The sequence below is a fragment of the Streptomyces sp. CHD11 genome (assembly GCF_018638295.1).
In the GTDB taxonomy this organism is placed as follows: Bacteria; Actinomycetota; Actinomycetes; order Streptomycetales; family Streptomycetaceae; genus Streptomyces.
Genome location: NZ_JABTTS010000003.1, coordinates 369,618 through 394,437, shown reverse-complemented (window position 1 = coordinate 394,437; position 24,820 = coordinate 369,618). Strand labels below are relative to the sequence as shown.

Genomic DNA, 24,820 nt, shown 5'->3' with positions numbered 1-24,820 from the left:
CGTGACGGGCCGCGCAGGCGCGCACGGGCGAAGCGATCAGGGGTGTGACACGGGCTCCGCCGACCGGACGCGCGGCCCGTCCTGACAGGCGCGCCGCCGTTCAGGCCACGAGCAGGCGGAGTCCGAGGTCTGCCGCGTCGAGGCCGGCGAGGTCGCTGTTGCGCTCGGCCCATCGGCCGGAGCCGAGGTCGTCCCCGAGGCGGCGAACCGCCCGCTGTTCGGCCTGCGGCCCGACCCGCGTCCACACCGACACCGCCCGGCGCACATGATCCTGGAGATATGCTTCCGGACGGCGCCAGTACGCCTCGAACAGGCCGTCGGCGCAGTCCCACGGGACGGGCACCGGCTCGGCGCGATCGCGCCGCGCCAGCAGCAGACCGCGCAGCCTGCGCAGGTGCGCTACCGCGTCGGTGGACGGGTCGCCGACCAGCTCTCCGACCTCCCGCAGCCCGAAGCCCAGCCGCCGGTAGGCCAGCACCTCCCGCAGCCGTTCCACGTCGCCCGCCGAATAGGCCCGGTACCCGGCCGGGGTCCGCGCCGACGGCCGGACCAGCCCGATCTCGTCATAGTGATGCAGCGTGCGGACGCTCACGCCGGCCAGGCCGGCCACGCGTCCCACGGTCCAGTGATTCTCCACAGCGGAGACTATGGAGCCTGACGCCACGTGAGGGTCAACAGCCGGTGTCCGCGGCGCGCTGCCGGGACATCCCGCGACGCGGCGTCTCCCGTGCCCGCCGCGGGCGCCCCGCCGGCCCGCTGGTCAGTGGCCGCGGGGCGCGTACATGATCAACGCCATGCCCGCGAGGCACACCAGGGCTCCGGCGACGTCGTAGCGGTCGGGGCGGTAGCCGTCGGCGACCATGCCCCAGGCGATCGACCCGGCCACGAAGATCCCGCCGTACGCGGCGAGGATGCGTCCGAAGTTGTCGTCGGACTGGAAGGTGGCCACCACCCCGTACAGGCCCAGCGCGATGACGCCGGCGCCGATCCAGATCCAGCCCTTGTGCTCGCGGATGCCCTGCCAGACCAGCCAGGCGCCGCCGATCTCGAAGAGGGCGGCGACGATGAACAGGGCGGCGGATCGGGCGACGGTCATACCGGCCGACCCTACCGGCGGCCGGCGCGCGTGCTCGTCAGCGGGTTCCCGGGCCCCTCGCGGCCGCAGCCCTCACCGGCACGCGGGAGGAGGCGGGGGCCCGGCGGCGGGCCCGGCCGGCGCCGCGACCGGGCCGGCCGCCAGGCTCACATCTCCCCGTCCGTCAGGGAGAGTTCCGACCAGATGGTCTTGCCGTCGGCCGTGTGTCTGCTGCCCCAGCGCTGGGTGAGCTGGGCGACCAGCAGCAGCCCACGGCCGCCCTCGTCCCAGGTCTTGGCCCGGCGCAGATGCGGAGCCGTGTGGCTGGTGTCGGACACCTCGCAGATGAGCGTGGAGGCGTCGTGGATCAGCCGGAGCCGGATGGGCGGGGCCCCGTACCGTATGGCGTTGGTGACCAGCTCGCTCACCACCAGCTCCGCGGTGAACGAGGCCTCGGTCAGCGCCCAGGCGGCAAGCTGGTCGACGGCCTGCTTGCGGACGGGGGCGACCAGCGCCGGATCGGCGGGGATGTCCCACGTGGCCACCTGCGCGGACGGCAGACTGTGCGTCCGGGTCAGCAGCAGGGCCACGTCGTCACTCGGGACGCCCGGCGAGAGCACGGACTGCAGCACCCGGTCGCAGGTCTCGTCGAGCGGGCCGGAGGCGTCGGACAGCGCCTCACGCAGCAGCGCGTACCCGGCCTCGGTGTCCCGCCCGCGGTACTCGACCAGTCCGTCGGTGTAGAACGCCAGCACCGCCTCGTCCGGCAGCTCCAGTTCCGCCGACTCGAAGGGCAGTCCGCCCACGCCCAGCGGCGGGCCGGTGGGCAGGTCGAGGTGGTGGGCCGCGCCGCCCGGCGGGATCAGCACCGGCGCGGGGTGCCCGGCCCGTGCCAGGGTGCAGCGGCGGGACACCGGGTCGTACACCGCGTACAGACAGGTGGCGCCGACCTCGCTGTGACCCGGGTCGCCGCCCGCCTCCTGGGACAGATGGTGGACCAGGTCGTCGAGGTGGGTGAGCAGTTCGTCGGGGGCCAGGTCGATGTCGGCGAGCGTGCGTACCGCGGTGCGCAGCCGGCCCATGGTCGCGGACGCCTGGATGCCGTGACCCGCCACGTCCCCGATCACCATGGCCACCCGCATCCCGGACAGCGGGATCACGTCGAACCAGTCGCCGCCCACTCCGGTGCGGGCGGCCGGCAGATAGCGGGTGGCCGCCTCCACGGCGGCGGTGCGCGGCAGGGAGCGGGGGAGCAGGCTGCGCTGGAGCGCCAGGGTGGTCTCACGCTCGCGGGAATAGCGGCGGGCGTTGTCGATGCAGACGGCGGCGCGCGCCGTGACCTCCTCGGCGAGCAGTACGTCGTCGTAGGTGAACGCCTCGGGCCGGCTGAAGCGGGTGAAGGCGGCGACGCCGAGCGTGATGCCGCGTGCCTGGAGCGGGACGGCAAGCATCGAGTGCACGCCGTGCTCGCGGATCTGCCGGGCCCGTGCCTGGTCCATGTCGAGCCAGGGGTCGAGGTCGCCGGTGGCGACGGAGGCCATGACGCTGTGGCCCGCGATCAGCGAGTCGGCGTGGGGCGCGGTGGCCGGGTAGACGACCACCTCACCCACGTCGGCGATGGTCTCCGGGCTGCCCGGGGTGAGGGACTGGTGGGCGACCCGGCGCAGCGAGACCGGCACGGTGAGCGGGCCGACGGGCTCACCGCCGGGCTCGTCGGGCTCCAGCAGGTCCACGCTGACGAGGTCGGCCAGCGAGGGCACGCAGACCTCCGCCAGCTCCTGCGCCGTACGGGTGACATCGAGGGTGGTGCCGATGCGGCTGCTGGCCTCGTTGACCAGTTGCAGCCGCTCCCGCGCCCGGAACTGCTCGGTGAAGTCGTGGGCCGTCACGCACACGCCCCGCACCCGGCGCGCCCGGTCGGTGAGCGGCGCGAGCCGGGCCAGCCAGGCGTGCGCGCGGCTCTCGCCGGTGGCCTTCATGTACGTCTGCATCTCGTACGGCCGGCCGGTGCGCAGCACCTGGTCCAGATGCCGCTCGAGCTCACTGTGCTGCGGCCGGCCGCCGACGTCGGTGGGCCGCAGCCCGCGCAGCTGGTCGGCCGGCAGTTCGAGGAGGTGTGCCATGGCGTCGTTGACCCCGTGCAGCCGCAGCGCCTCGTCGAAGACCATCGTGGCGCAGGGCGACTGGAACGCGGCGGCCCTGACCAGTGGATCGTCCGGCAGGTCGTGAGCCGGGACCTCCAGCGGGGTGACGGCGAGCCACTCCCCGGGGCCACCGCTGTCCGGCTGCCGGTGATGGGCGAGCACCCACACGGTCACGGTGCCGCCGTCGCGGCGCCGCAGCGCGAGGGTGCCGCTCCAGCGGTCGGCCGGGAGCCGGGGCGGGCCACCGCGGGCCAGCAGGCCGGCGGCCGGGCGCCCGACGACTTCCTCGGCGGTGTGCCCCAGCAGCAGACGCGCGCCTTCGCTCCACCGCGTGAGGGTGCCGTCGGGGGCGATGACGGCCCTGGCCGCCACGGCATCGTCGAACGGGTCGTCCGGCCTCATCGTCGCCACTCCATCGCGCACACTCACCGTGAACCGGTGTACCGCCAGAGTCCCAGACTAGTGCGTCGGAGCGCCACGCGAACGCGAACGACCCCGGGGGGCGGCCGTCACCGGTCCTGTCCCGACCGTTGACGGACCGTCACCCCTGCCACAACCATGGTCCGCGTACGGACATGGGAGCGCTCCCATGACACCCGCACCTCCCCAGAGGAGCCCAGACGTGAACAGACGCAGAACCGCACTGCTGTCCCTGACCGGTCTGCTGGCGACCGCCCTCACCGCCATGCCCGCCCCGCCGGCCGGGGCCGACGAGGTCGAACAGGTGCGCAATGGGACCTTCGACGCCGGCACCGACTCCTGGTGGGCGTCGGCCGACGTCACCGCGGGTACGTCGGAAGGCCGACTGTGCGCCGATGTCCCCGGTGGCACCGCCAACCGCTGGGACGCGGTCGTCGGACAGAACGACCTCACCCTGGTCGAGGGAGAGTCGTACCGCTTCTCCTTCAGCGCGGACGGCTCACCCGCCGGGCATGTCGTGCGGGCCGTCGTCGGCCTCCAGGTGGAGCCGTACGACACCTACTACGAGGTGTCACCGCAGCTCAGCGTCTCCGGGGACACCTACGCGTACACCTTCACCTCCCCCGTCGACACCAGCACGGGGCAGGTCGGCTTCCAGCTCGGCGGCAGCGCGGACCCCTGGCGCTTCTGCGTGGACGACGTCTCCCTGCTCGGCGGGGTCGCCCCCGAGCCGTACGAGCCCGACACGGGCCCCCGCGTCCGGGTCAACCAGGTCGCCTACCTGCCCTCGGGGCCGAAGAACGCCACCCTGGTCACCGACGCGGTCGAGCGCCTGCCCTGGAAGCTCAGGGACGACGACGGCCGGGTGGTCCGCAAGGGCTGGACCGTCCCGCGGGGCGTGGACGGCTCGTCCGGACAGAACGTCCACTCCCTCGACTTCGGCTCCTACCGGGGACGCGGCACCGGCTACACCCTGACCGCGGACGGCGAGACCAGCAGGCCCTTCGACATCGACGGACGCGCGTACGAGCGGCTACGGCTGGACTCCGCGAAGTGCTACTACACCCAGCGCAGCGGCACCCCGATCCGCGACGATCTGCGTCCCGGCTACGGCCGCCCGGCCGGACACGTCGGCGTGGCGCCCAACCAGGGCGACGGCGAGGTGCCCTGCCGGCCGGGCGAGTGCGACTACACGCTCGACGTCACCGGCGGCTGGTACGACGCCGGCGACCACGGCAAGTACGTCGTGAACGGCGGCATCAGCACGTGGGAGGTGCTCAGCACCTACGAACGCGCCCGGCACGCCCGCACCGGCGAGGCGCACCGGCTCGGCGACGGCACCCTGAACATCCCGGAGAGCGGCAACAAGGTCCCGGACATCCTCGACGAGGCCCGCTGGGAACTGGAGTTCCTGCTGAAGATGCAGGTCCCCGAGGGTGAGCCGCTGGCCGGCATGGCCCACCACAAGATCCACGACGAGCAGTGGACCGGGCTGCCGCTGCTGCCCAGCGACGATCCGCAGAAGCGGGAACTGCACCCGCCGACCACCGCCGCCACCCTGAACCTCGCGGCCACGGCCGCCCAGGCGGCACGGCTGTACCGCTCCTACGACAAGGAGTTCGCGGCCACGACGCTGGCGGCCGCGCGCAAGGCATGGACGGCGGCCCTCGCCCACCCGGACCTGCTCGCCGACCCGGACGACGGCATCGGCGGCGGCGCCTATCCCGACGACACCGTGTCCGACGAGTTCTACTGGGCGGCCGCCGAGCTCTACATCACCACGGGGGAGCGGCAGTTCAGGGAGTACGTGCTGAACTCCCCGGTGCACACCGCCGACATCTTCGGCCCGACCGGCTTCGACTGGGCGCGCACCGCCGCGGCCGGCCGGCTCGACCTCGCGACCGTGCCGAACCGGCTGCCCGGCAAGGACAGGCACAAGGTCCGCCGCTCCGTGATCCAGGGCGCCGACCGTTACCTGGCCACCCTGAAGGCCCACCCGTACGGCATGCCCTACGCGCCGCCCGGCAACGTCTACGACTGGGGGTCCGGCCACCAGGTGCTCAACAACGCGGTCGTCCTCGCCACCGCCTACGACCTCACCGGCGCCGCGAAGTACCGCGACGGCGCGCTGCAGAGCATGGACTACATCCTGGGCCGCAACGCCCTGAACATCTCCTACGTCACCGGCTACGGCGAGGTGCACGCGCAGAACCAGCACAGCCGCTGGTACGCCCGTCAGCTCGACCCGGCTTCCCCCAACCCGCCGGCCGGCACGCTCTCCGGCGGACCGAACTCCAGCATCCAGGACCCCTTCGCCCAGTCGAAACTCCAGGGCTGCGTCGGCCAGTTCTGCTTCATCGACGACATCCAGTCCTGGTCGACCAACGAACACACGATCAACTGGAACGCGGCACTGACCCGGATGGCCTCCTTCGTGGCCGATCAGGGCTGAGGACCGTCCCCGCGGGCCGGTGGCCGCCCGGTCGCCGGCCCGCGGGGACCGCCGTGGGGATCCGCACCGCCAGGTATCGGGCTGACGTTCTGCGGTACCCCCGTGCGTATGTCTTGACCTGCGACTATTTACGATCGAGTACCTGCGCGGTACCGTGATGGCATGCCAGCTCTCAACGTGGAGTTCAGTGACCGCGAACTCGAGGACCTGCGGCAGATCGCCAAGGAACGCGGTACGTCCATGAAGGCCCTCGTGCGGGAGGCGGCCGCGGCGGACATAGCCCGCCACCGCGCCCTCCAGGAGGGTGCGGAAGCCTTCCGCCGGTTCTTCGCCTCCCACAAGGACGAGTTCGCCGCGGCCTTTCCGGACGACGAACCTCCCGCCAAGGGCGAGGGACGGGCCGCCTGACCGATGGCACCCGTGCTGCACATCGACGTGCCCTGGCTTCTCCAGCGGCACGAGGAGGTCCTTCCGGACCAGCCCGTCGTCAACGACTTCTCCGCCCTGGTCGCGGCCGTCGCCCGTCATCGCGTGGACCCGCCCCGGCTGGGCGTGAACTCCGACGCGGCCTGGCGGGCCGCCGCCCTGCTGCACACCCTGGCCGTGCTCCGGCCGCTGCCCTCGGCCAACGCCCGCTTCGCCTGTTCCACCGCCGTGGCGTACATGTTCGTCAGCGGTGTCGGCATCGACCCGCCCTACGGGGCCCTGGTGGACCTCGCCCGTGACCTGATCTCCGGCGACGCCGATGTCTACGCCGCGGCCGACCGGCTGCGCTCCTGGCAGATCTGAGACCACGGCGCACCGCGCGCGGGGGAGAGCCGCCGACCCCGCTCCGACCTCCGGGAAGGGGTGTGACCAGGGGAACGCGTTCCGGCGTGCGCCGGGAGCGCGCGCGGGGTCACAGCGCAAGCGCGGTCATCGCACGGGGGTGCGGAACGCCACCGGCGAGTGCGCGGATGAGCGCCGGCCGTCACTTGTGTCGCCGCGGCGGTGAACCGCGGGAAAACACCAGGTCGAAAGCCGGGGGCGAGATTCGCGGGTCCCTTCGGCTTTTGACTTTCTGTCAATGGGCGCAGCTTGGCCGACCGCCTTGTTGGCCGCGTGCCGGTTGTGCGAGAGTGAGCCACCCGCGAGGGGGTAAAGGCCGGGGACACACGCGAGTTGATGAACCGGATCCGAATCGCCGCCGGTGAATTCGTGCCCCCCGCGCCGCGCCGAAGAGGTATGCACACATCGGAGTCCCTTTTTTGGCGTCGGAACGCTCGAATGTCACATGCGCTGTGGGAAGGAACCATCTCAGTGCACACCCCCCACCCCACTCGACCTCCCTGTCCGTCGCCGGGCGGGGACCCCGGGGAATCCGACGAGGTCCTCGCCGCGCGGTTGCGGGGCCGCCAGGCCGGCGAGGCCGCCCACTCCGTCGCACTGCTGACGGCTCGGCACTGGCGGCCGATGCAGGACTACGCCGCCGTCTGCCTCGCCTCGTCGGGACAGACGGCCGGCATGGTCACCGCGGCCGCCCTGCACCGCGTCCTGGACCGGGTCGCCGCCGGTGAATCAGCCGTCGCGCTGCGGCCGGTACTGCTGGTCGGAGTGCGTGACACGGTCCGGGAGTGGGCCGCCGACGACCGAATAGCCGGGGTTCTGCCGGAGCTGCAGAAGCCGGCCGGCGGACGTGGCATGCGCACGGCGACGACCATGACTCCGGAAAACCGCTCACTCGCTCAGCGGGCATTCCGGTCCCTGCCCGCACTCGCGCGCTGTTTGCTCTGGCATGTCGAGGTCGAGGCCGAGCCGATTTCCGTACCCGCCGGTCTGCTGGGCATGGATCCGGACATCGCGTCGGGCGCACTCGAACAGGCACGGGACAAATTCCGTCAGCATCTTGTCCTTGCCCATCAGGAACTGGCACCGACCAAGGACTGCGGCTTCTACAACCGTCTCCTCGACGTCCCCATCCGCCGGGGCGGTGCGCTGCTGCCGGACGTGCGGCAGCATCTGGTGGAGTGCCGCTACTGCCGGAACGCGGCTGAGCAACTGGGTCACTTCGAGGACGGGTTGGGCGCGCTGCTCGCCGAGGCGGTGCTCGGGTGGGGCGCCCGGCGCTATCTCGACTCCCGTCCGGGGCGCGCGTCCGCCGGCGCCGGGAGCGGCAGACGTTCGGCCCGCCGCCGGCGCGGTGGCGGTGACGGGGGATCCGGCGGCGGCCGATACCGTCTGCTGTCCCGGATACCCGTCCCCGACCGTCTCACCGGCATCGCGCTCCCGGACCCGGTGCGCTCCACCCGGACCCTGCTCACCGGCCTCGGGGCGGTCTCCGCGGGAGTGCTGGTGAGTGTCCTCATCGCCGGGTCCTCGACGCCGGACGGCGGCGGCGCCGACCCGACGGGCGCCACCGGCGCGGCGGGTGGCCGCGCGGCCGTGCCGTCCGCGTCACCGCCCGGAGCCGCCGGCCTGCCAGGTGCGCCCGGGCGCACACGGTTGCGTGACATAGCCTCCGGTCTGTGCCTCGACACCCGGGGCGTGCCGCAGGACGGTTCGGGCACCCGGCTGGCGGGGTGCACCTCGCAATGGACCCAGCAGTGGACCTACGAGGACGACGGACTGCTGCGCAGCGTGGCAGACCCCGGTCTGTGCCTGGACTCGCACAAGGACGCCGGTGTCGTCGTCCTGGGCACCTGTGCCGACGCCGACGACGTCCGCCGTGACGACGTGCGTTACGACCTCACCTTCCAGGGCGAGCTGCTGCCCCGCTGGGACGAGCAGCTGGCCCTCACCCCCGCGACCCCTGACGCGAACGCCGACATCGTCGTCAAGGTACGCGACCGGACGGTGAACCAGCGCTGGGCGGCCGAACCCGTACGCGCCGCCTCGGACTCCTTCTCCATCACGGGGACGGACGTCCCGCCGGCCCGCCACGCCAGGCTGCCCGAACCCCTGGCGTGACATCCCCGCGGCAGGGACGGTGCCCTCTGCGCGGGGGCACCGCCCGGCCGTACGCCCGGTGAGCGCCGCGGCCCCGGCCGTCCCCTCGCCGTCTTCGCGAGGGCAAGGGCAGGGTGAGGGAACGGTTGTACGGGTGAGCCGCCGGGTCAGGCGGTGGGGTCCCAGAGGGCGTCGGGGCCGACCGTGGACGGCGTGGCGTGACCCGAGAGAGCGAGGGTGAGGTCCAGTTCGGCGAGCAGACAGCGGATGACGTGCTCCACGCCGGCCTGCCCGTCGAGGCCGAGTCCGTAGACGTAGGGGCGTCCCACCAGCACCGCCCGCGCACCGAGGGCGAGCGCCTTGAAGACGTCGTCGCCGGTGCGGACCCCGCTGTCGAACAGCACGCTGAGCCGGTCGCCGACGGCTGCCGCCACCCGGGGCAGCGCCTCCGCCGCCCCGATCGCTCCGGCCACCTGACGGCCGCCGTGGTTGGACACCACCACACCGTCCATTCCGGCATCGGCCGCGAGCCGGGCGTCGTCGGGGTGGAGCACCCCCTTGAGGACGATCGGGCCGTCCCAGTTCTCCCGCAGGAATGCCAGGTCCGGCCAGGTCTTGGCAGGATCGGCGAACATGCCCACGAAGTGCATCACCGCCGCGTCGGGGTCCTCGTGCACCGGCTTGGCCAGCCCCGCCCGGAACGCCGGGTCCGAGAAGTAGTTGGCTGTGCCCACCCCGCGCAGGAACGGCAGATACGCCTGGTCCAGATCGCGCGGACGCCAGGACAGCAGAGGAGTGTCCAGGGTGACGACGAGCGCGGAGAACCCGGCGGCCTTCGCCCGGTTCAGGAAGCTGCGGGCCACCTCCACGTCCTTCGGCCAGTACAGCTGGAACCAGCGCTCCGCCTCGCCCATCGCCTCCGCGACGTCCTCCATCGGGGTGCTGGACGCGGAGGACAGAACGAACGGCACACCCTGCGCGGCGGCGGCCCGGGCGGCACCCGATTCCGCGTCCGGATGCATGATCGACAGCACCCCGACCGGCGCCAGCGCCAGCGGCGCCGGCAGCGCGCGCCCCAGCACCTCCACCGACAGATCACGCTCGTGCACGTCCCGCAGCATGCGCGGCACGATCCGGTGGCGCTCCAGCGCCGCCCGGTTGGCGCGGGCGGTGCCGCCGTCCCCCGCGCTCCCGGCGACGTACCCGACCGGACCCGGGCCGAGCCGCTGCTCGGTCAGCTCCTCCAGCCGGGTCAGATCGGTCGGCAGCCGGGGCACGGCGCCCGTCATCCCGTTCAGGTAGATCTCGTACTGGAAATCGCCCCAGTGCTTCGTCATCCGTCCCGCCCTGTCTCCTCGAGCCGTGCCGTCCCGACGCATACTGGCCGGTATGCGCGGGGCGCGTCCAGCGTGCGGGACGACGGTTCGGCGGCCGTCGGCCGCCCGGCGGGCGGGGGTGGTCCGGCTCCCGCGGCGGGGCCGGGCGGCGCCGGCAGGGCCGTTCAGCCGCCGTCCCCGCCGGACTCGCTCTCACCGGACGCGGCGTCCGGCCCCGGTTCGTACCCGCCGGACACGCTCCGGCGACTCCCGCAGTCCGGTGAGCCATGTGTCGCTGCGCCGCCCCACGTACGCACCGGGCCGGCGTGTTCCCGCGGCTGCGGGCCACCCCGCCCGCGACGAGCGTGTCCAGGACCTGGCGCTCCGGCCGGCGCAGCCGGATCACGACCGGGGCGGCGGCATGGGCGGACAGGGCGCGGTGGCCGTCGCACTCCACGCCCCGGGAGAGACTCCGGTCCGAAGCTGCGCCCGGCGTCCCGGGCCACCGCCATCCGGTCCTCCCGGGTGCGCTCCCGGAACTCCTGGACGCTGCCCTCGGCCGCCGTCTCCCGGCCGTCCGGCGAGTCCTCCCCGGCCGTCCGGAGGGCGGAGACGCGGCCGATCACGGTGGTCTCCCCGCGGTCGGGCGTGCGTTGGGCCAGTTCCCCGAAGAGGTCGTCGGGGAGCCGGCCCGCGAAGTCAGCCCCGCAGTTGATCCCGCTCCTCGTTCGTCATCACGTGATGACCATGACGCGCGAATCTCATGAGCACGAGGGCCGGGGAACGGTCTGCGGGCAGCTGAACCGGAATGATTCAGGCCTATTAACGAGCGGCGGTTATTCGGCCAACTGTCCACTTCGCACCTGCGACGGCCGCCCGGTTGGCGGGTCGAGGTGCTCGCATGCTGTCACTTCACGCCACTGTTTCAACACGCAATGTTACCCGAATCTGCACACTCGATGTGAGTTTCCGTCGCGGACTCGGCAGACTCCGGCACGTCGGTCAGGCACTACCGAGCAGGGCCGGCGACCCGACGAAACGAAGCGGAAGGATGCACACAATGCGGAACACCGCGCGCTGGGCCACCGTCATCGGCCTCACGGCCGCAGCCGTCTGCGCACCCCTTGCAGGGGCCGCGCTGGCAGCTCCCGGAGACGCCCCGTCCGCGCTCTACGCCCCCTCGGCCCTGGTCCTCACCGTGGGCCACGGCGACAGCACGGCGACCGTCACGCCGGAACGCGCGGTCACGCTGACCTGCGCCCCCGGACCCTCGGGCAGCCACCCGGCAGCCGCCTCCGCCTGCGCGGACCTGAACGGCGTCCAGGGCGACCTCGACGCGCTGACGATGAGGGAAGGCGTCTTCTGCACCAAGCAGTACGACCCCGTGCTCGTCACGGTCGACGGCGTCTGGCAGGGACAGCGCGTCTCCTACGAGCGGGTCTTCTCCAACGCGTGCGTGATGAGTGCTCACGGTTCGAGCGTCTTCGCGTTCTGAGACCGGGATCGCACGGTTCCCGTGACCGCGCGGCGGCCCGCAGATCTGGGGAGAGTGCGAGCCCCCACGCGGAACGTGCGATCTCGCGCAAGGAGGCCGACGGGCGGAGTGGGGCCGCCCGCCGGCCTCCGGGCTGTGCGGGGCCGGCGAGAGGCTCAGGCCCTGTCGCGGTGGCTGGTGTCGCACCAGGGGTAGCGGCGGCTGCGGCGACAGGTGCACAGGGCCACCAGGAAGCGGTCGGAGGACACGACCGTGCCGTCCTCCAGCTCCACCTCCACCGGACCCTCCAGCAGCAGCGGCCCCTTGCGCCGCACGGTGACGCGCCGGGGGGTGTCAGACGGGGAGTTCGGCACGGACCACCACCAGCTCTTCCTCGTTCTCCGTGGGAGGCAGCAGCCCGCGCTCCCGCAGCCAGTGTTCCCGGTCCCGCAGCACCGGACCGAAGGCGATGCGCCGGCGCCGGGTCACCGCGGCCTTCAGCCCGGACGCCCGCAGCAGGCCGAGGGTCAGCTCGGGGCCGCTGAGCGCCGACTGCACCAGCAGCAGCACACCACCGGGCCGCAGCAGCTCCGGAACCTCCCGGCAGATCCGGTCCAGGACGAGCCGCCCGTCGGCGCCCGCGTCCCAGGCCCGGGCCGCCCCGCGCGGCAGGCCCCGGCCGCCGGGTGCAGGGACGTAGGGGGGATTGGCGAGGATCAGGTCGAACGACCGTCCCCGCACCGGAGTGAACAGGTTCCCGTGCCGGATCCGGACGGGCACGCCCGCGCGAAGGGCGTTCAGCCGCGTGGCGCACAGAGCCCGCCACGACACGTCGACCGCGGTCACCCGGGTGCCGCGCCGCGCGGCGGCGACCGCCAGCGCGCCGGACCCGGTTCCCACGTCGAGAACGTCGGCACCTGGCTGGACGGGCTCCTCGACCAGGGCGCCGGCCAGCAGTTCGGTGTCCTCCTGAGGGGCGTACACGCCCGGGGGTACGAGTGATTTCACAGACGGCCGAGTACCCCCGTGCTCAGGAGGTATGGGGGACTTCCTGTGGCAGGGGAGTACGCAGGCACGACTCGCCCGCCCGCCAGCCGGCGAGCAGCCGGTCGCCGAGCAGGTCCTCGGTGAACACCGTGGCGTCCACACCGAAGGCGATGTCCGCGGCGAGATGCGGCTCGTCCTCCAGCAGACCGCCGATGACGTCATGGCGCACCACCTGTTCGTGTACCGCGTCCGCCTCCACGTGTTCGTCGTAGAAGTGCTCGGCGGCGGGCCCCGCGCCCGTCCGCCGCATCGCCTCCGCGAGCCGCCGGGAACCGGGCGATGAGGTGATCTCGACCGTGGCGAAGTGCCCCACCAGAGCGCCCCTGAGGGAGCGGTGCAGGCCGAAGAGCGACATCAGGTTCACCGTCACGAGGAGCTCGGCGGGAGCCGCGTCCAGATAGGCACCGTACGTCGTGTCCAGGCCCAGATCGTCCATCAGGTCGGCGAAGAGGCGGGCGTGCACCCGGTCGGCCCGGCCGCCGCCGTACTCGTCGAACTCCACGGCCGCCATCGCCGCCTTGGCCCGGCCCCGCAGCCGGGGCAGCACCCAGGCGTGCGGGTCGGCCTCCTTGAGGTGGTACAGCGACCGCAGGGCGGCGTACTCGCGCAGCTGCCACAGCTCGCCCTTGTCGCGCAGGAAATGACTGACACCCGTGCCGTCCACGGGTTCCACCAGGATCCCGGCGAGGGCGTCCTCGACGGTGTCGTGCCGCCGTGCGTCCGCGCGGAGAGCGGCGAGGAAGCGCCGCTCCAGGGCGGCGCGGGTGCGCAGCAGCCCGGGGTCCCATTCGAGGTCCGGGTCCACGTCCGCGAAGCCGCGGTAGTGCAGCTCGTAGCAGAGGTACAGGGCGAGCTGGAGATCGTCTCCGTACACGGGGGCCGCCGCGACGTCCTCGTCGCAGGGCAGCGGGCCGGTGCCGCGCAGACGGTCCTGTACGGCGCGGCTCACGGCGCCGCGTGGTGCGGGCAGCCGGGGTTCGTCCTGAGGGTGTTCCATGAGGCCCCGGGTACCCGGACGGCGCACGGAAACCCCTGCCGGTGTGGCAGAGGGCGGCCGGCGGGGTACCTCATGCCGCATGAAGGCACTCATGATCAACTGCACCCTCAAGAAGTCACCGGAGACGTCCAACACGGAGGCGCTGCTGCGGACCGTCACCGAACAGCTGGAGACGGAGGGCGTGGCGGTCGACGTCGTCCGCGCGGTGGACCTGGACATCGCCCCGGGCGTGGTCAGCGAGGCCGTGCACGAGGGTGACGACTGGCCGGCCGTGCACGAGGAACTCCTCGCCTCGCAGATCCTGGTCATCGCCACCCCGACCTGGCTCGGCCAACCGTCGTCGGTCAGCAAACGCGTCCTGGAACGCATGGACGGGATGATGGCCGAAACCGACGACGACGGCCGCCCGGTCGCCTACAACCGGGTCGCCGGCGTGGTCGTCACCGGCAACGAGGACGGCGCCCACCACGTCATCAGCGAGATCACCGGCGCTCTGCAGGACATCGGCTACACCATCCCGGGCCAGGCCTGGACCTACTGGAACCAGGGCCCCGGTCCCGGACCGAGCTTCCTCGAGGGCGGCAGCGGCCACGACTGGTCCCGCAAGACCGGCCGCGCCATGGCGGCCAACCTGCTGGGCGTGGCCCGCGCCCTGGAGTCCCACCCCCTCGGCCCGCCCCCGCGGTAGCGGGCCGGCCGGCCGCGCCCCGTCCAGCCCTGCCGGAGTGCGGCCGGCTCGCCGCCTCGGCCCGCTCGACCAGTGGCCCGAAACCGCTTCAGTGGCGCGCGGCGGCGACGCGCAGCGGTACGGGTTCCGGGCCGGCCGCCTCCTTCTCGTTGAGGCGGGTGATCTCCGCCCACCAGGCCGGACCGTCCTCGATGTGGCGCAGCAGCACACCCTCCCGCAGCGCCCACGGGCAGATCGTCACCGTCCGCAGCCCGGTCAGCTTCATCGCCGTGTGCGCCACGACCGCGCCCGCCAGGCTCTGCACGGAGCGCGGCGCCGAGATGCCGGGCAGCCGCGCACGCTCCGCGGCGGGCAGGGCGGCCAGCCGGTCGACCGCCACCCGCAGATCGGCGCTGGTGAGCCGGCGCTCCACGAACGGCCCGTGCCGTCCGGGCGCCGCCCCGCACAGCCGCCCCAGCTGCTGGAACGTCCGGGAGGTGGCGACCGCCGTGCGAGGCCCCTCCCAGCGGATCCGGGCCGCCACATCACGCAGTTGATGGCGCACCCGTCGGCGCAGCGCCCGTATCCGCTCCGGCGAGGGAGGGTCCTCGTCCTCGAAGTGCTCATGGGTCAGCCGGGCCGCGCCCAGCGGCAGCGAGGCCGCGAAGTCGGGCAGCCTGCCGCGTCCGAAGGCGACCTCCAGCGATCCTCCGCCGATGTCCAGCATCGCCAGCGGTCCGCAGCGCCAGCCCATCCAGCGCCGCGCCGCGAGGAAGGTGAGTTCCGCCTCGACCTCGCCCGGCAGGGTGCACAGCTCGACGCCCGTCCGATTCCGTACCGTCCGCAGCACCTCCAGCCGGTTCGGAGCACCGCGCACCACGGCCGTCGCGAACGCCAGCGGACCCGACGCACCCCATCGCGTGGCGGTCCGGTCCGCCTCGGTCACGGCCTCCACCAGGTCCCGCACGGCCTGCTCCGGCACCGGTCCGCCCGGCGTGACCTGCTCGGACAGCCTCAGCCTCCACTTGGAGGTGTGCACCGGCAGCGGCGCACCGCCGTCCGTGTCCGACACGACGAGTCTGACGGTCTTCGATCCCACATCCACCACGCTGGTCCGCATGGCCCGTGGGTACCCGTTTATCGCGCGGGTCAACGGGGGCCGCCCCCGGTGCGTCGAAGACACGCCACGAGCCGTGTATTCCTTGACAGGAATATAACCACAGAGGCATATTGGTCACATGCCCGCCGCCGACCTGTGGACCGCCCTCGCCGACCCCCGTCGACGGGCCATCGTCGCCCTGCTGCTGGCACGCCCGAGGCCGGTGGGGGAGATCGCGCGGGAGTGCGGCCTGAGCCAGCCGGGCGCCTCCAAGCACCTCAAGGTGCTCCGCGAGGCGGGCCTGGTCCACGTACGGCAGGAGGCGCAGCGACGGGTGCACGCCCTGGACCCCGCTCCCATGGCCGCCCTGGACGCCTGGCTGGCGCCGTACCGGAAGCTGTGGGGCGAGAGCCTCGACGCGCTGGGCCGTCGCCTGGACGAGCGGCCGGACGCCACCGAACCGACACCGGAGGACTGATCCCCATGCCCGCCGAACCCACCGGCACCTTCCTCACCCTGGACGACGGACGCCCGGCCGTCCGCTTCAGCCGCGAGTACGGCCACCCCGTCGACCGGGTGTGGCGGTTCGTCACCGACCCCGACGAGCTGGCCCGCTGGTTCCCCTCCCGCGCGGAGATCGACCTGCGCCCCCAAGGCGCCGTCACCTTCACCGGCGACCCCGCGCTGGAGGACTCCGGCGGCCGGGTGATCGCCGTCGACCCGCCCCGCCACCTGTCCTTCACCTGGGAGGACGACGAGATCCACTTCGACCTGGAGGAACTGGCGGACAAGCGCACCCGCTTCACCCTCACCAACGTCCTGGGCGCCGAGAACACCGCCGCGCGCAACAGCGCCGGATGGGACGTGTGCCTCTCGGCGCTGGACGCCCGGGCGCGCGGCGAACGCTTCGAGGGACCGCACGCCGGCCCCGAGGCTCCCGCCCGGCGGCTGTACGAGGCCTACGTCGCGGCCGGGATGCCCTCCGGGGCGCCGTACCCGGGCGCGGACGCCTGACGGATCAGGCGAGCTGCCTGCGCACCAGCTCGTGCAGGCGGCCCCGGGTGTCGGCGAGCAGTTCGGCCGGGGCGCCCTGCTGGACCACCTTGCCGGCTTCCATGACCACCACCCGGTCCGCGTCCAGCACCGTCGACAGCCGGTGCGCGATGACGATCCGGGTCGCCTCCAGGGCCTTGGTGCTCTCGATCACCGTGCGCTGGGTCTCGTTGTCCAGGGCGCTGGTCGCCTCGTCGAAGAAGAGGATCCGCGGCCGGCGGATCAGCGCCTGGGCGATCATCAGCCGCTGCCGCTGACCGCCGGAGACCGCCCCGCTGCCGGACACGATGGTGTGCAGCCCCATCGGCATCCGCCGGATGTCCTCGGCCAGCCCCGCCATCTCGGCGGCCGCCATGGCCTCCTCCGGCGTGTACGGCCCGGTCCCGCGGATCACGTCCAGAACGGACCCGGTGAAGGGCTGCGCGTGCTGGAGCACCACACCGCACTGCCGGCGCACCGCCGACTGATCGAGCGCCGCCAGGTCCTGGCCGTCGTACAGCACACTCCCCGACACCGGCCGGTCGAAGCCGATCAGCAGCCGCAGCAGGGTGGACTTGCCGCTGCCGCTCGGGCCGACGACCGCCACGAACTCGCCCGGCGTTACGTCGACGGACACGTCGTCGAGGACCAGCGGTCCGTCGTCGGAGTAGCGGAAGGACAGCCGCCGCGCCTCGACGGCCCCGGACAGCGGGCCAGGCCGGGTACTCGCCGCGCGCACCTCGGGCGTGGCGTCCAGGACCGGCCTGATCTGCTCGAACAGGGGCAGCGCCGCGACCGCCGAGACGAACGCGCCGGTGAGCTGGGTGACCGAGGTCAGCACCATCGTCACGGCCGTGTTGAAGGTGAGGAACTCCGCCGCCGTCATCGAGCCGCGCGCCGGCCCCGCCAGCAGCATGAACATCAGCAGGGTGCACAACGGCAGATAGACCGCGCCCAGCACCGCCGTCAGGTTCTTGACGCGGCCCGCTCGCTGCTGGAACTCACGGCTGCGGGCGAACTGGGACGCCCACGCGGCGTACGCGTAGTTCTCCGCGGCCGCCACACGCAGCTTCGGCAGCCCGCGCAGGGTCTGGAAGGCCTGGTTGTTCAGCTTGTTGGTGAGCACCACCAGGCGGCGCTGCCAGCGCACCTGCCACAGCCCGAGCCCCAGGAACACTCCCGCGATGACGACCAGCATCCCGATCGCGGCCAGCGCCATCGGCACGCTGAACCAGAGCAGCAGACCCAGGTTCATCGCACCGACGGTGACCGACTGGGCCACCGTGGGCCCGACCCCGGCCAGCAGCCGCCGGATCGCGCTGATGCCCATGGCGGCGCTGGCCAGCTCCCCGGTGGACCGCTCGGTGAAGAACCGGGTCGGCAGCCGGAGCAGCCTGTCCCACACGGCCGGCTGGAGCGTGGCCTCCACCCGGCCCTCGAGACGCAGCAGGGTGAGGTTCTGCAGCAGCATGAAGGCGGCGGCCACCACACTGCTCATCATGACCGCGAGGCACACCTGCACGATCAGCCCGGTCTGCGCCTTCGGCACGAACTCGCCGAGCACCTTGCCGGTCGCGAGCGGCACCAGCGCCCCGATCGCCACCGTCACCAGACCGCTCAGCAGCAGACCCGTCAGATCACGCCGGGTGCCCGACATGCAGAACCGCAGCAGCCGCAGCGGACTCAGCCGCCGCTCGGGCAGCGGGCGGTAGAACATCACCGCGCGGGGCTCGAACTCCTCCGCGTTCGCCCTCTCGACCGGTGTCTCACGACCGGTCGCGGGATGCACCGCCACGTAGCCGCCGCGCCGCCACAGCAGCGCCACCGGCGCGCCCGACAGCGTCCGGTGACCCACCAGCGGCCCGACGTCCTCCCGCCACCAGCGGTCGTGCAGCCGTACGACCCGGGTACGCAGCCGGGAGGCCAGGGCGATCCGCTCGACCGGATCGAGCCGGTCCGCGCCGGTGCCGGACCGCGCGGGCGCGGCCAGCGTGATGCCCGCCGCCCGGGCCACGAGCTCGCAGGCCGCGTGCGTGGCGTCGGCGTCGGCCGCGGTGGTGCGCCGGCCCGGCCGTTCGCCGATCGCGGCGAGCAGCGTCCGGTCGGCCCGGTCCCGGACCGCCTCACCGGCCGCGATGCCCTCGGCGGTGCGCGTCTCGTGCGTGTGCTCCAGCTGCTCGATCCACCGGTCGAGCGTGGTCATCAGCCGGTACTGCTGGTCGACCATGCTCTGCCACAGCGCGGGGTCCATCAGCAGATCGGCCGCCGCCTCGGCACCGTACAGCGAGCCGTACTGCACACTGCCCGGCGGAACCTGCATCCAGAACACGTCGTCGTCGGTGGGCGCCGCGGCCCGCTCCGTCGCCAGCGGCGCCTGGAACAGGACGGACAGACTCCGTCCCACGCCGAGCGCGAGGGCGTACTCCAGCGGGCTCGTCGTCGGCGGTACGTACTGCGGGTTGCCGTACGCGTCGTAGGACCAGGTCTGGGTGCTCGCCGGCTGGTACAGCTCCCGCAGCCCGATGCGGCGCACCACACAGTCCCGCAGCGGACGCGCCACCAGGGTGTGCGCCGGACCGGTCACCGGGCCGGGCACCAGCGAGCCCGCCTCCAGCCGGCCCAGATGGTGCCACTGCCCCCGCTGCCCGGCGTCGACCGCGAACAGGTCCACGCCGCCGGACGCGATCAGCCACAACACCTGCGGCCCCTCCAGGTCCAGCCGGGAGAACCCGGAACAGTCGACCGGCGTGCCCAGCGACCCGAGCGCGCCCAGGACGAGATCGCCGCCCGCCGTATCGTGCACCGCCGTCATGTCAACGCTCCCTGACCAGCGCCGCGTACGCGCCACCGCGCGCCACCAGTTCCCCGTGCCGTCCGCGTTCCACGACCGTGCCGTGGTCCAGGACGACGATCTCGTCACTGTCGCGCACCGTGCTCAGCCGGTGCGCGATCACCACACAGGCGCAGCCGCGCCGGCGCAGGCTGTCCATCACGGACAGTTCGGTCTCGGCGTCCAGCGCGCTGGTCACCTCGTCGAGGACCAGGATGCTCGGCCGGCGCACCAGCGCCCGCGCGATCTCCAGACGCTGGCGCTGCCCGCCGGAGAAGTTCCGGCCGTCCTGCTCGACCGGGCTGTGGATGCCACCCGGCCGGCGCGTGATCACGTCGTACAGCGCCGCGTCCCTGAGCGCCTCCACCACCGCCTCGTCCGGGATCGACGGATCCCACAGGGCCACGTTGTCGCGCACGCTGCCCTCGAACAGGAACACGTCCTGGTCGACGAACGAGACGGACGCCGCCAGCGCCCCGCGCGGGATGTCCTCGATGTGCTGCCCGTCGATCCGGATCACGCCCTCCCACGGCGTGTACAGCCCCGAGATCAGCCGCGACACCGTGGACTTCCCGCTGCCGGAGCCACCGACCAGCGCCACCTGCTGCCCGGGCCCCACGGTCAGGTCGAACCCGGTCAGCAGCGGTTTGTCCAGCGGGTTGTAGCCGAAGGTGAGGTTCTGCAGTTCGACGTGGCCGTGCAGCCGGCGCGTCGACTCCCCGGCACCGGGACGTCCGTAGAGCGGGTCCGCCCGGAAGTTCTCCACGTCCTTCAGCCGGGCCACGTCCGCGGCGAAGTCCTGGATCCGTCCCGCCACGCCGTTGAGCCGGGTCAGCGGCGCGGTGAACCGGGTCACCAGCGCCTGGAAGGCCACCAGCAGCCCGACCGAGACGTGTCCCTCGACCGCGCGCAGACCGCCGATCCACAGGATCAGCGCGCTGTTGAGTGTGGCGAGCGCGGGCGCGACGACGCCGAGCCACGCCGTCGGCACCCCGAGCCGCTGCTGTTCGTCCAGCGTCGTGGCGTGCTGACCGGCCCACTTGCGGAAGTAGCCGTCCTCCCCGCCGGTCGCCTTCAGCGTCTCGATCAGCTGCAGACCGGTGTAGGCGGTGTTGGTGAGGCGCGCGGTGTCCGCCCGCAGCTTCGCCGTGCGCGTCGCACGCAGCCGGATGACGACCCGCATCGCGACGATGTTCAGCAGCGCCACCCCGATGCCCACGAACGTCAGCTGCGGGTCGTAGGTGTACAGCAGCAGCGCGTACAGCACGACCACCAGCGCGTCCACGCCCGCCGCCGACAGATCGCGGGCCAGCGTCTCGGCCACCGCGTCGTTGGACTGCAGCCGCTGCACCAGGTCGGCCGGGCTGCGCTGGGCGAAGAACGTCACCGGCAGCCGCAGCAGATGGCGCAGGAAGCGGGCGCTGGACAGCGTGGAGGAGATCAGCCGGCCGCGCAGCAGGTTGCCCTGCTGGAGCCAGGTCAGCACCAGCGTGAGCAGGACACAGGCGCCCATCGCCGGGAACAGCACGTCCAGCGTCGAGGTGCGGCCGCCGATCAGGAACTCGTCGATGAAGGTACGGCTGAGCCCGGGCACCGCCGCGCCCACCGCCACCAGCAGCAGACTCGACAGCACCACCGCCGGCAGGGTGCCCGCCGTGCCGCGCAGCCGGGCCGGCATGGCGCCGAGCACGCCGGGCCTGCGGCCGCCCCGGGTGAAGTCCTCGCCGGGCTCCATCACCAGGACGACACCCGTGAAGCTGCCGTCGAACTCCTCCAGGGGGACGAACCGCCGGCCCTTGCCGGGGTCGTTGATGTACACCCCGCGGCGGCCGAAGCGGCGGCCCGTGCCGTCGTAGACGACGTAGTGGTTGAACTCCCAGAACAGGACGGCCGGCGTCGCCACGTCGGCGAGCGCGGCCAGGTCCATCTGCATGCCCTTGGCGGTCAGTCCGTAACCGCGCGCGGCCTTCAGCAGGTTACTGGCGCGTGAACCGTCGCGTGAGACACCGCAGGCGATGCGCAGCTCCTCCAGCGGGACATGACGGCCGTAGTGGCCGAGCACCATGGCGAGCGAGGCGGCGCCGCACTCCACTGCCTCCATCTGGAGCACGGTGGGGGTGCGGACGGTCCCCGCCCGGGAGCGGGGCACCTTGCGCTTCGGCGGGGCGGCCCGGCGTCTGCCCCGGGTCTCCCGGGGGGTGCTCACGGTCTCCCGGGTGGTGCTCACGGCAGCAGCCAGTCGACGGGGCGCCGGTCGGCCAGCCGCACCGAGCCCTCCGCCAGGGTCATCGAGGTCAGTTCGAACGGCGGACCGTCCGCGGAGGACCACTCGTAACCGCTCCGTGTGCCGGACGCCTTCTTCAGTTCGACGGTGACCGCCACCGGCCTGCCCTCCCGGGTGAACTGCTCGCCGAGCCGGCCGTCCCCGAGGAACGCGGCGATCTGCCGGGCGGACCGGGCCGAGCGGTCCACCGACTTCACCCGACCGTGCAGGACGCCGTACTCCTGGCTGGGTACCGACTGCACCGTCAGGTCGACCGGCGCGCGCGCGGGGATGCCGGCGGCGCTCTCGGCCGGGACGTACACCGTCGCGTACAGCGGGGCGTTCGCGCGGGTGACCTTCTCCACGGCGGCGACGTCCGTGCCGGTGGCGACGATCTGTCCGGTGCTGACGGCGAGCGACGTGATCCGGCCCGCGTCGAGGGAGCGGACCACCTCATCGCCCTCCCCGGTACGCACCCTGAGGACCGGGGAGCCGGCGGGCAGCCGCTCACCCTCCTTCACCAGGACGGCGGTGACCTGGCCGGCGACCGGGCTCTGCAGGACGTAACTGCCCTGACCGTATGTCAGGACGGCGGGCGCGCCGACCGTGGAGGACACCGTCGCGGTCACCGCCCACACCGAGGCGGCCGCCATCGCGATCACCGTCACGGACAGCACCAACCAGCCCTGCGGCCGGGCGAAGCGCACGGGGAGATCGAGTTCCTCCGGCGACTGGAGCCTGGCGAGGGCCTGCTGACGGAACTGCACGGGACTTCCCTCACCTGGGCGAACTGTGGGACGGGAACCGGAACTTCGGACTTCGGCGCAACACTTGAGTCCCGGAGCCGGGGGGCGGCTCCGGGACTCAGTGACACGAAGGCGCGATCAGAGACCGGCGACCAGGTTCGTGACCGGAGCGGTGTTCAGGCCGGTGGCGCCCTCGACGGTGCCGACGACCGTGTCGATCACGCCGGAGACCGGGGCGATGCCGTCCACCGCGCCCGTGAGGGTGTTCACGGCGTTCACGGACAGACCGCCGGAGACGCTGTCGAGGTCGGCGTCGGAGATCTCGACGGTCTCGACCTGGGGGGTGGAGTTCATGATGGAACTTCCCTTCATATGGAATGTCACACGGGGGGAGCGGCCCCCTCTGGGGAGATGAAGGCCGCGGACCGCGGGCGCCGGACACCCGTCGCCGGGAGCCCTGAGCGGCCTTGCGGTGCGATGGATCAAAGCACGCGCCGGGCGGGGCCTTCCAATCAATCAAACGTCCTACCAGGCAACTCGCGCCCCGCCGGTGTCCAGGCGTGCAGACGAGGGCACGGCCTGACGGCGAGTCCTTCACACGGTCCACCGCATCGGCGCATCCGGCCACTTGCGCACCCCTGGCCGGAATCCGGCACACCGGGCCCAAAGACGTGACCCGGCCGGCCGGCCCCCTGACGGACCCCGCTCCGGTGACCGGGTTGGGCATTCGCTGTGCAGATTCACCGAAGCCGGGATTCCGCTTCATGATCGCCACCCGCCGGTCATGGACGGTCACCTCGTGTGAGGAGGCGGCGCGATTGAACGCGCCCCGTGCCGTGTGCGTACCAGAAGCCGTCCAGGCGCCCCCGACAGCCGCCGAACGGCGGCACGACTCCGGTCCCCCCAGGAGGTCGAGAAGTTTGAGTCACAAGCGAATTCCGAAGCGCAAGGCCGCGATAGCCGTGGGCGGTGTGGTGGCGCTCGGAGCCGCCGCGATCCTGCTCCCGAACGCCAACGCGTCGCAGGACGGAGCGTCCGGCGACGCGGCCGCGGCGGCGCCCAGGACCCTGAAGGCGGGCGACGCCTCGGATCTCGCCTCGCACCTCGCCGCGCTTCTCGGCGACGCGTTCGCCGGTTCCTACTACGACGGCGACAGCAAGCAGCTCGTCGTCAACGTCGTACCGGGCGACGACGACCGCGTCGTCGTGCAGGCCGAGAAGGCGGGCGCGGCCGTCCGCGAGGTCGACAACAGCATGACCGAACTGGACGCCGGGGCGCAGACCCTGAAGGCGCGGGCGACCATTCCGGGCACCTCCTGGGCCGTGGACCCGCGCACCAACAAGATCCTCGTCACCGCCGACAGCACGGTGACCGGCGAGAAGTGGGACCGGCTGGAGTCCACCGTGGAGAGCCTCGGCTCCGGCATGGCGACCATCAAGAAGTCCGCGGGCACCTTCAAGACGTTCGTCTCCGGCGGCGACGCCATCTTCGCCGGCGGAGCGCGCTGCTCGCTCGGCTTCAACGTCACCGCGGGCGACGGTGCCCCGGCCTTCCTGACGGCGGGTCACTGCGCCGCCGGGGGAGACCAGTGGTCCGACCAGCAGGGCGGGCAGCCGATCGCCACGGTCGACCAGGCACTCTTCCCCGGTGAGGGCGACTTCGCGCTCGTCCGGTACGACGACCCGGCCACCCAGGCGCCGAGCGAGGTCGACGTCGGCGGCCAGACGGTTCCGATCTCGCAGGCGGCGGAGGCCACCGTCGGCCAGGAGGTGTTCCGGATGGGCAGCACCACCGGGCTCGCCGACGGCCAGGTCCTCGGTCTGAACGCGACGGTGAACTACCCGGAGGGCACGGTCACCGGCCTCATCCAGACCGACGTCTGCGCCGAACCCGGCGACAGCGGTGGCTCGATGTTCACCCGGGACGGACTCGCCATCGGCCTGACCTCGGGTGGCAGCGGCGACTGCACCACCGGCGGCGAGACGTTCTTCCAGCCGGTCACCACCGCCCTGGCGGCGGTCGGCGCGACCCTCGGCGCGGACGGCGGCGCGGACGGCGGCGCGGGAGCGGGCGACGAGGCCGGCGGCGATCAGGCGGGCGGCGACCAGGCGGGCGCGGGCGAGGAGGCCGGCGGCCAGGAGGTCGGCGGCGTTCAGCCCGGTGGCCAGAACGCCGGTGACGGAGCCGGTGACGGAGCGGGGCAGCCCGCCGGGGACGGCTCCGGTCCGGCCCAGACCCACTGACCCCTCTCGGTCCTCCCGGGCAACACCGGCCCGGTCCCGTCGTCCAGCTGTGACGGGACCGGGCCGCTGCCGTCGCCGCGGGCACGTCCG

The 24,820-nt window shown here is 72.9% G+C and carries 21 protein-coding genes and 1 pseudogene; 9 read left to right on the top strand and 13 right to left on the bottom strand.

Annotation, left to right across the window (positions count from 1 at the left end; translation table 11 throughout):
* Positions 1 to 100: 100 nt before the first annotated feature.
* The 3 genes from HTV45_RS05345 to HTV45_RS05335 all read right to left on the bottom strand — a co-directional run bounded on the left by HTV45_RS05345 (position 101) and on the right by HTV45_RS05335 (position 3,621).
* Entirely contained in the window at positions 101 to 619 is a 519-nt protein-coding gene (locus tag HTV45_RS05345) for a MerR family transcriptional regulator (RefSeq protein ID WP_215204484.1), read from the bottom strand.
* Positions 620 to 760: 141 nt separating this feature from the next.
* Complete coding sequence (locus tag HTV45_RS05340) at positions 761 to 1,096, bottom strand: YnfA family protein (RefSeq protein ID WP_215204412.1); 336 nt, start codon at positions 1,094 to 1,096, stop codon at positions 761 to 763.
* Between the two features lie 146 nt (positions 1,097 to 1,242).
* On the bottom strand, positions 1,243 to 3,621 hold the full coding sequence (locus HTV45_RS05335; RefSeq protein ID WP_215204411.1) for a SpoIIE family protein phosphatase: 2,379 nt from the start codon (positions 3,619 to 3,621) through the stop codon (positions 1,243 to 1,245).
* Positions 3,622 to 3,841: 220 nt separating this feature from the next.
* On the opposite strand from HTV45_RS05335, the gene HTV45_RS05330 reads away from it, so the two are divergent.
* The 4 genes from HTV45_RS05330 (at position 3,842) to HTV45_RS05315 (ending at position 9,037) form a co-directional block, all read left to right on the top strand.
* Positions 3,842 to 6,091, top strand: coding sequence for a glycoside hydrolase family 9 protein (locus HTV45_RS05330; protein ID WP_215204410.1), 2,250 nt, complete (start codon positions 3,842 to 3,844; stop codon positions 6,089 to 6,091).
* 162 nt (positions 6,092 to 6,253) lie between these two features.
* Positions 6,254 to 6,499 (top strand): hypothetical protein, encoded by a 246-nt coding sequence (locus HTV45_RS05325; protein ID WP_103541942.1) that lies wholly within the window; start codon positions 6,254 to 6,256, stop codon positions 6,497 to 6,499.
* Between the two features lie 3 nt (positions 6,500 to 6,502).
* Positions 6,503 to 6,880, top strand: a complete 378-nt coding sequence (locus tag HTV45_RS05320) for a toxin Doc (protein WP_215204409.1) — start codon at positions 6,503 to 6,505, stop codon at positions 6,878 to 6,880.
* A 510-nt stretch (positions 6,881 to 7,390) separates the two neighbouring features.
* Positions 7,391 to 9,037, top strand: a complete 1,647-nt coding sequence (locus HTV45_RS05315; protein WP_215204408.1) for an RICIN domain-containing protein — start codon at positions 7,391 to 7,393, stop codon at positions 9,035 to 9,037.
* A 146-nt stretch (positions 9,038 to 9,183) separates the two neighbouring features.
* Here HTV45_RS05315 and HTV45_RS05310 read toward each other — a convergent pair whose 3' ends face one another.
* Positions 9,184 to 10,353 carry a lactate 2-monooxygenase gene (locus tag HTV45_RS05310; RefSeq protein ID WP_215204407.1) on the bottom strand — a complete coding sequence of 390 codons (1,170 nt, stop codon included), beginning with the start codon at positions 10,351 to 10,353 and terminating at the stop codon, positions 9,184 to 9,186.
* A 164-nt stretch (positions 10,354 to 10,517) separates the two neighbouring features.
* A pseudogene (locus HTV45_RS34015) lies at positions 10,518 to 11,070 on the bottom strand (hypothetical protein).
* Positions 11,071 to 11,392: 322 nt separating this feature from the next.
* On the opposite strand from HTV45_RS34015, the gene HTV45_RS05305 reads away from it, so the two are divergent.
* Positions 11,393 to 11,827: a subtilase-type protease inhibitor gene (locus tag HTV45_RS05305; RefSeq protein ID WP_215204406.1), complete on the top strand. Its 435-nt coding sequence runs from the start codon at positions 11,393 to 11,395 to the stop codon at positions 11,825 to 11,827.
* A gap of 155 nt (positions 11,828 to 11,982) precedes the next feature.
* On the opposite strand, the gene HTV45_RS05300 is transcribed toward HTV45_RS05305, so the two are convergent.
* Genes HTV45_RS05300 through HTV45_RS05290 form a run of 3 tightly spaced genes read right to left on the bottom strand, consistent with a single transcriptional unit; the run spans position 11,983 to position 13,850 of the window.
* The gene (locus HTV45_RS05300; RefSeq protein ID WP_215204405.1) at positions 11,983 to 12,180 is read right to left on the bottom strand and encodes a CDGSH iron-sulfur domain-containing protein; all 198 of its coding nucleotides are present in this window, start codon (positions 12,178 to 12,180) and stop codon (positions 11,983 to 11,985) included.
* Positions 12,161 to 12,790: a HemK2/MTQ2 family protein methyltransferase gene (locus HTV45_RS05295; protein WP_215204483.1), complete on the bottom strand. Its 630-nt coding sequence runs from the start codon at positions 12,788 to 12,790 to the stop codon at positions 12,161 to 12,163. Before HTV45_RS05295 ends, HTV45_RS05300 begins: the two co-directional genes overlap by 20 nt.
* Before the next feature lie 46 nt (positions 12,791 to 12,836).
* A complete protein-coding gene (locus tag HTV45_RS05290) occupies positions 12,837 to 13,850 on the bottom strand; it encodes an iron-containing redox enzyme family protein (RefSeq protein ID WP_215204404.1) in 1,014 nt (337 codons plus the stop codon).
* Between the two features lie 79 nt (positions 13,851 to 13,929).
* Between HTV45_RS05290 and HTV45_RS05285 the strand changes: the two genes are divergently transcribed.
* Positions 13,930 to 14,538, top strand: coding sequence for a flavodoxin family protein (locus tag HTV45_RS05285; RefSeq protein ID WP_215204403.1), 609 nt, complete (start codon positions 13,930 to 13,932; stop codon positions 14,536 to 14,538).
* Positions 14,539 to 14,626: 88 nt separating this feature from the next.
* On the opposite strand, the gene HTV45_RS05280 is transcribed toward HTV45_RS05285, so the two are convergent.
* Positions 14,627 to 15,637, bottom strand: coding sequence for a Ppx/GppA family phosphatase (locus HTV45_RS05280; protein ID WP_215204402.1), 1,011 nt, complete (start codon positions 15,635 to 15,637; stop codon positions 14,627 to 14,629).
* A 118-nt stretch (positions 15,638 to 15,755) separates the two neighbouring features.
* Between HTV45_RS05280 and HTV45_RS05275 the strand changes: the two genes are divergently transcribed.
* Together HTV45_RS05275 and HTV45_RS05270 are read left to right on the top strand one after the other, a co-directional pair.
* Complete coding sequence (locus HTV45_RS05275) at positions 15,756 to 16,094, top strand: helix-turn-helix transcriptional regulator (RefSeq protein WP_215204401.1); 339 nt, start codon at positions 15,756 to 15,758, stop codon at positions 16,092 to 16,094.
* Positions 16,095 to 16,099: 5 nt separating this feature from the next.
* Complete coding sequence (locus HTV45_RS05270) at positions 16,100 to 16,630, top strand: SRPBCC family protein (protein WP_215204400.1); 531 nt, start codon at positions 16,100 to 16,102, stop codon at positions 16,628 to 16,630.
* A 4-nt stretch (positions 16,631 to 16,634) separates the two neighbouring features.
* On the opposite strand, the gene HTV45_RS05265 is transcribed toward HTV45_RS05270, so the two are convergent.
* The 4 genes from HTV45_RS05265 to HTV45_RS05250 form a co-directional block, all read right to left on the bottom strand.
* A complete protein-coding gene (locus tag HTV45_RS05265; RefSeq protein ID WP_215204399.1) occupies positions 16,635 to 19,460 on the bottom strand; it encodes an NHLP bacteriocin export ABC transporter permease/ATPase subunit in 2,826 nt (941 codons plus the stop codon).
* Between the two features lies 1 nt (position 19,461).
* Positions 19,462 to 21,684, bottom strand: coding sequence for an NHLP family bacteriocin export ABC transporter peptidase/permease/ATPase subunit (locus tag HTV45_RS05260; protein WP_215204482.1), 2,223 nt, complete (start codon positions 21,682 to 21,684; stop codon positions 19,462 to 19,464).
* Positions 21,685 to 21,701: 17 nt separating this feature from the next.
* Positions 21,702 to 22,508 carry an HlyD family efflux transporter periplasmic adaptor subunit gene (locus HTV45_RS05255; RefSeq protein WP_215204398.1) on the bottom strand — a complete coding sequence of 269 codons (807 nt, stop codon included), beginning with the start codon at positions 22,506 to 22,508 and terminating at the stop codon, positions 21,702 to 21,704.
* A gap of 117 nt (positions 22,509 to 22,625) precedes the next feature.
* Complete coding sequence (locus tag HTV45_RS05250) at positions 22,626 to 22,841, bottom strand: type A2 lantipeptide (protein ID WP_215204397.1); 216 nt, start codon at positions 22,839 to 22,841, stop codon at positions 22,626 to 22,628.
* Positions 22,842 to 23,407: 566 nt separating this feature from the next.
* Here HTV45_RS05250 and HTV45_RS05245 point away from each other — a divergent pair.
* Positions 23,408 to 24,730, top strand: a complete 1,323-nt coding sequence (locus HTV45_RS05245; protein WP_215204396.1) for a S1 family peptidase — start codon at positions 23,408 to 23,410, stop codon at positions 24,728 to 24,730.
* Positions 24,731 to 24,820 lie beyond the last annotated feature (90 nt).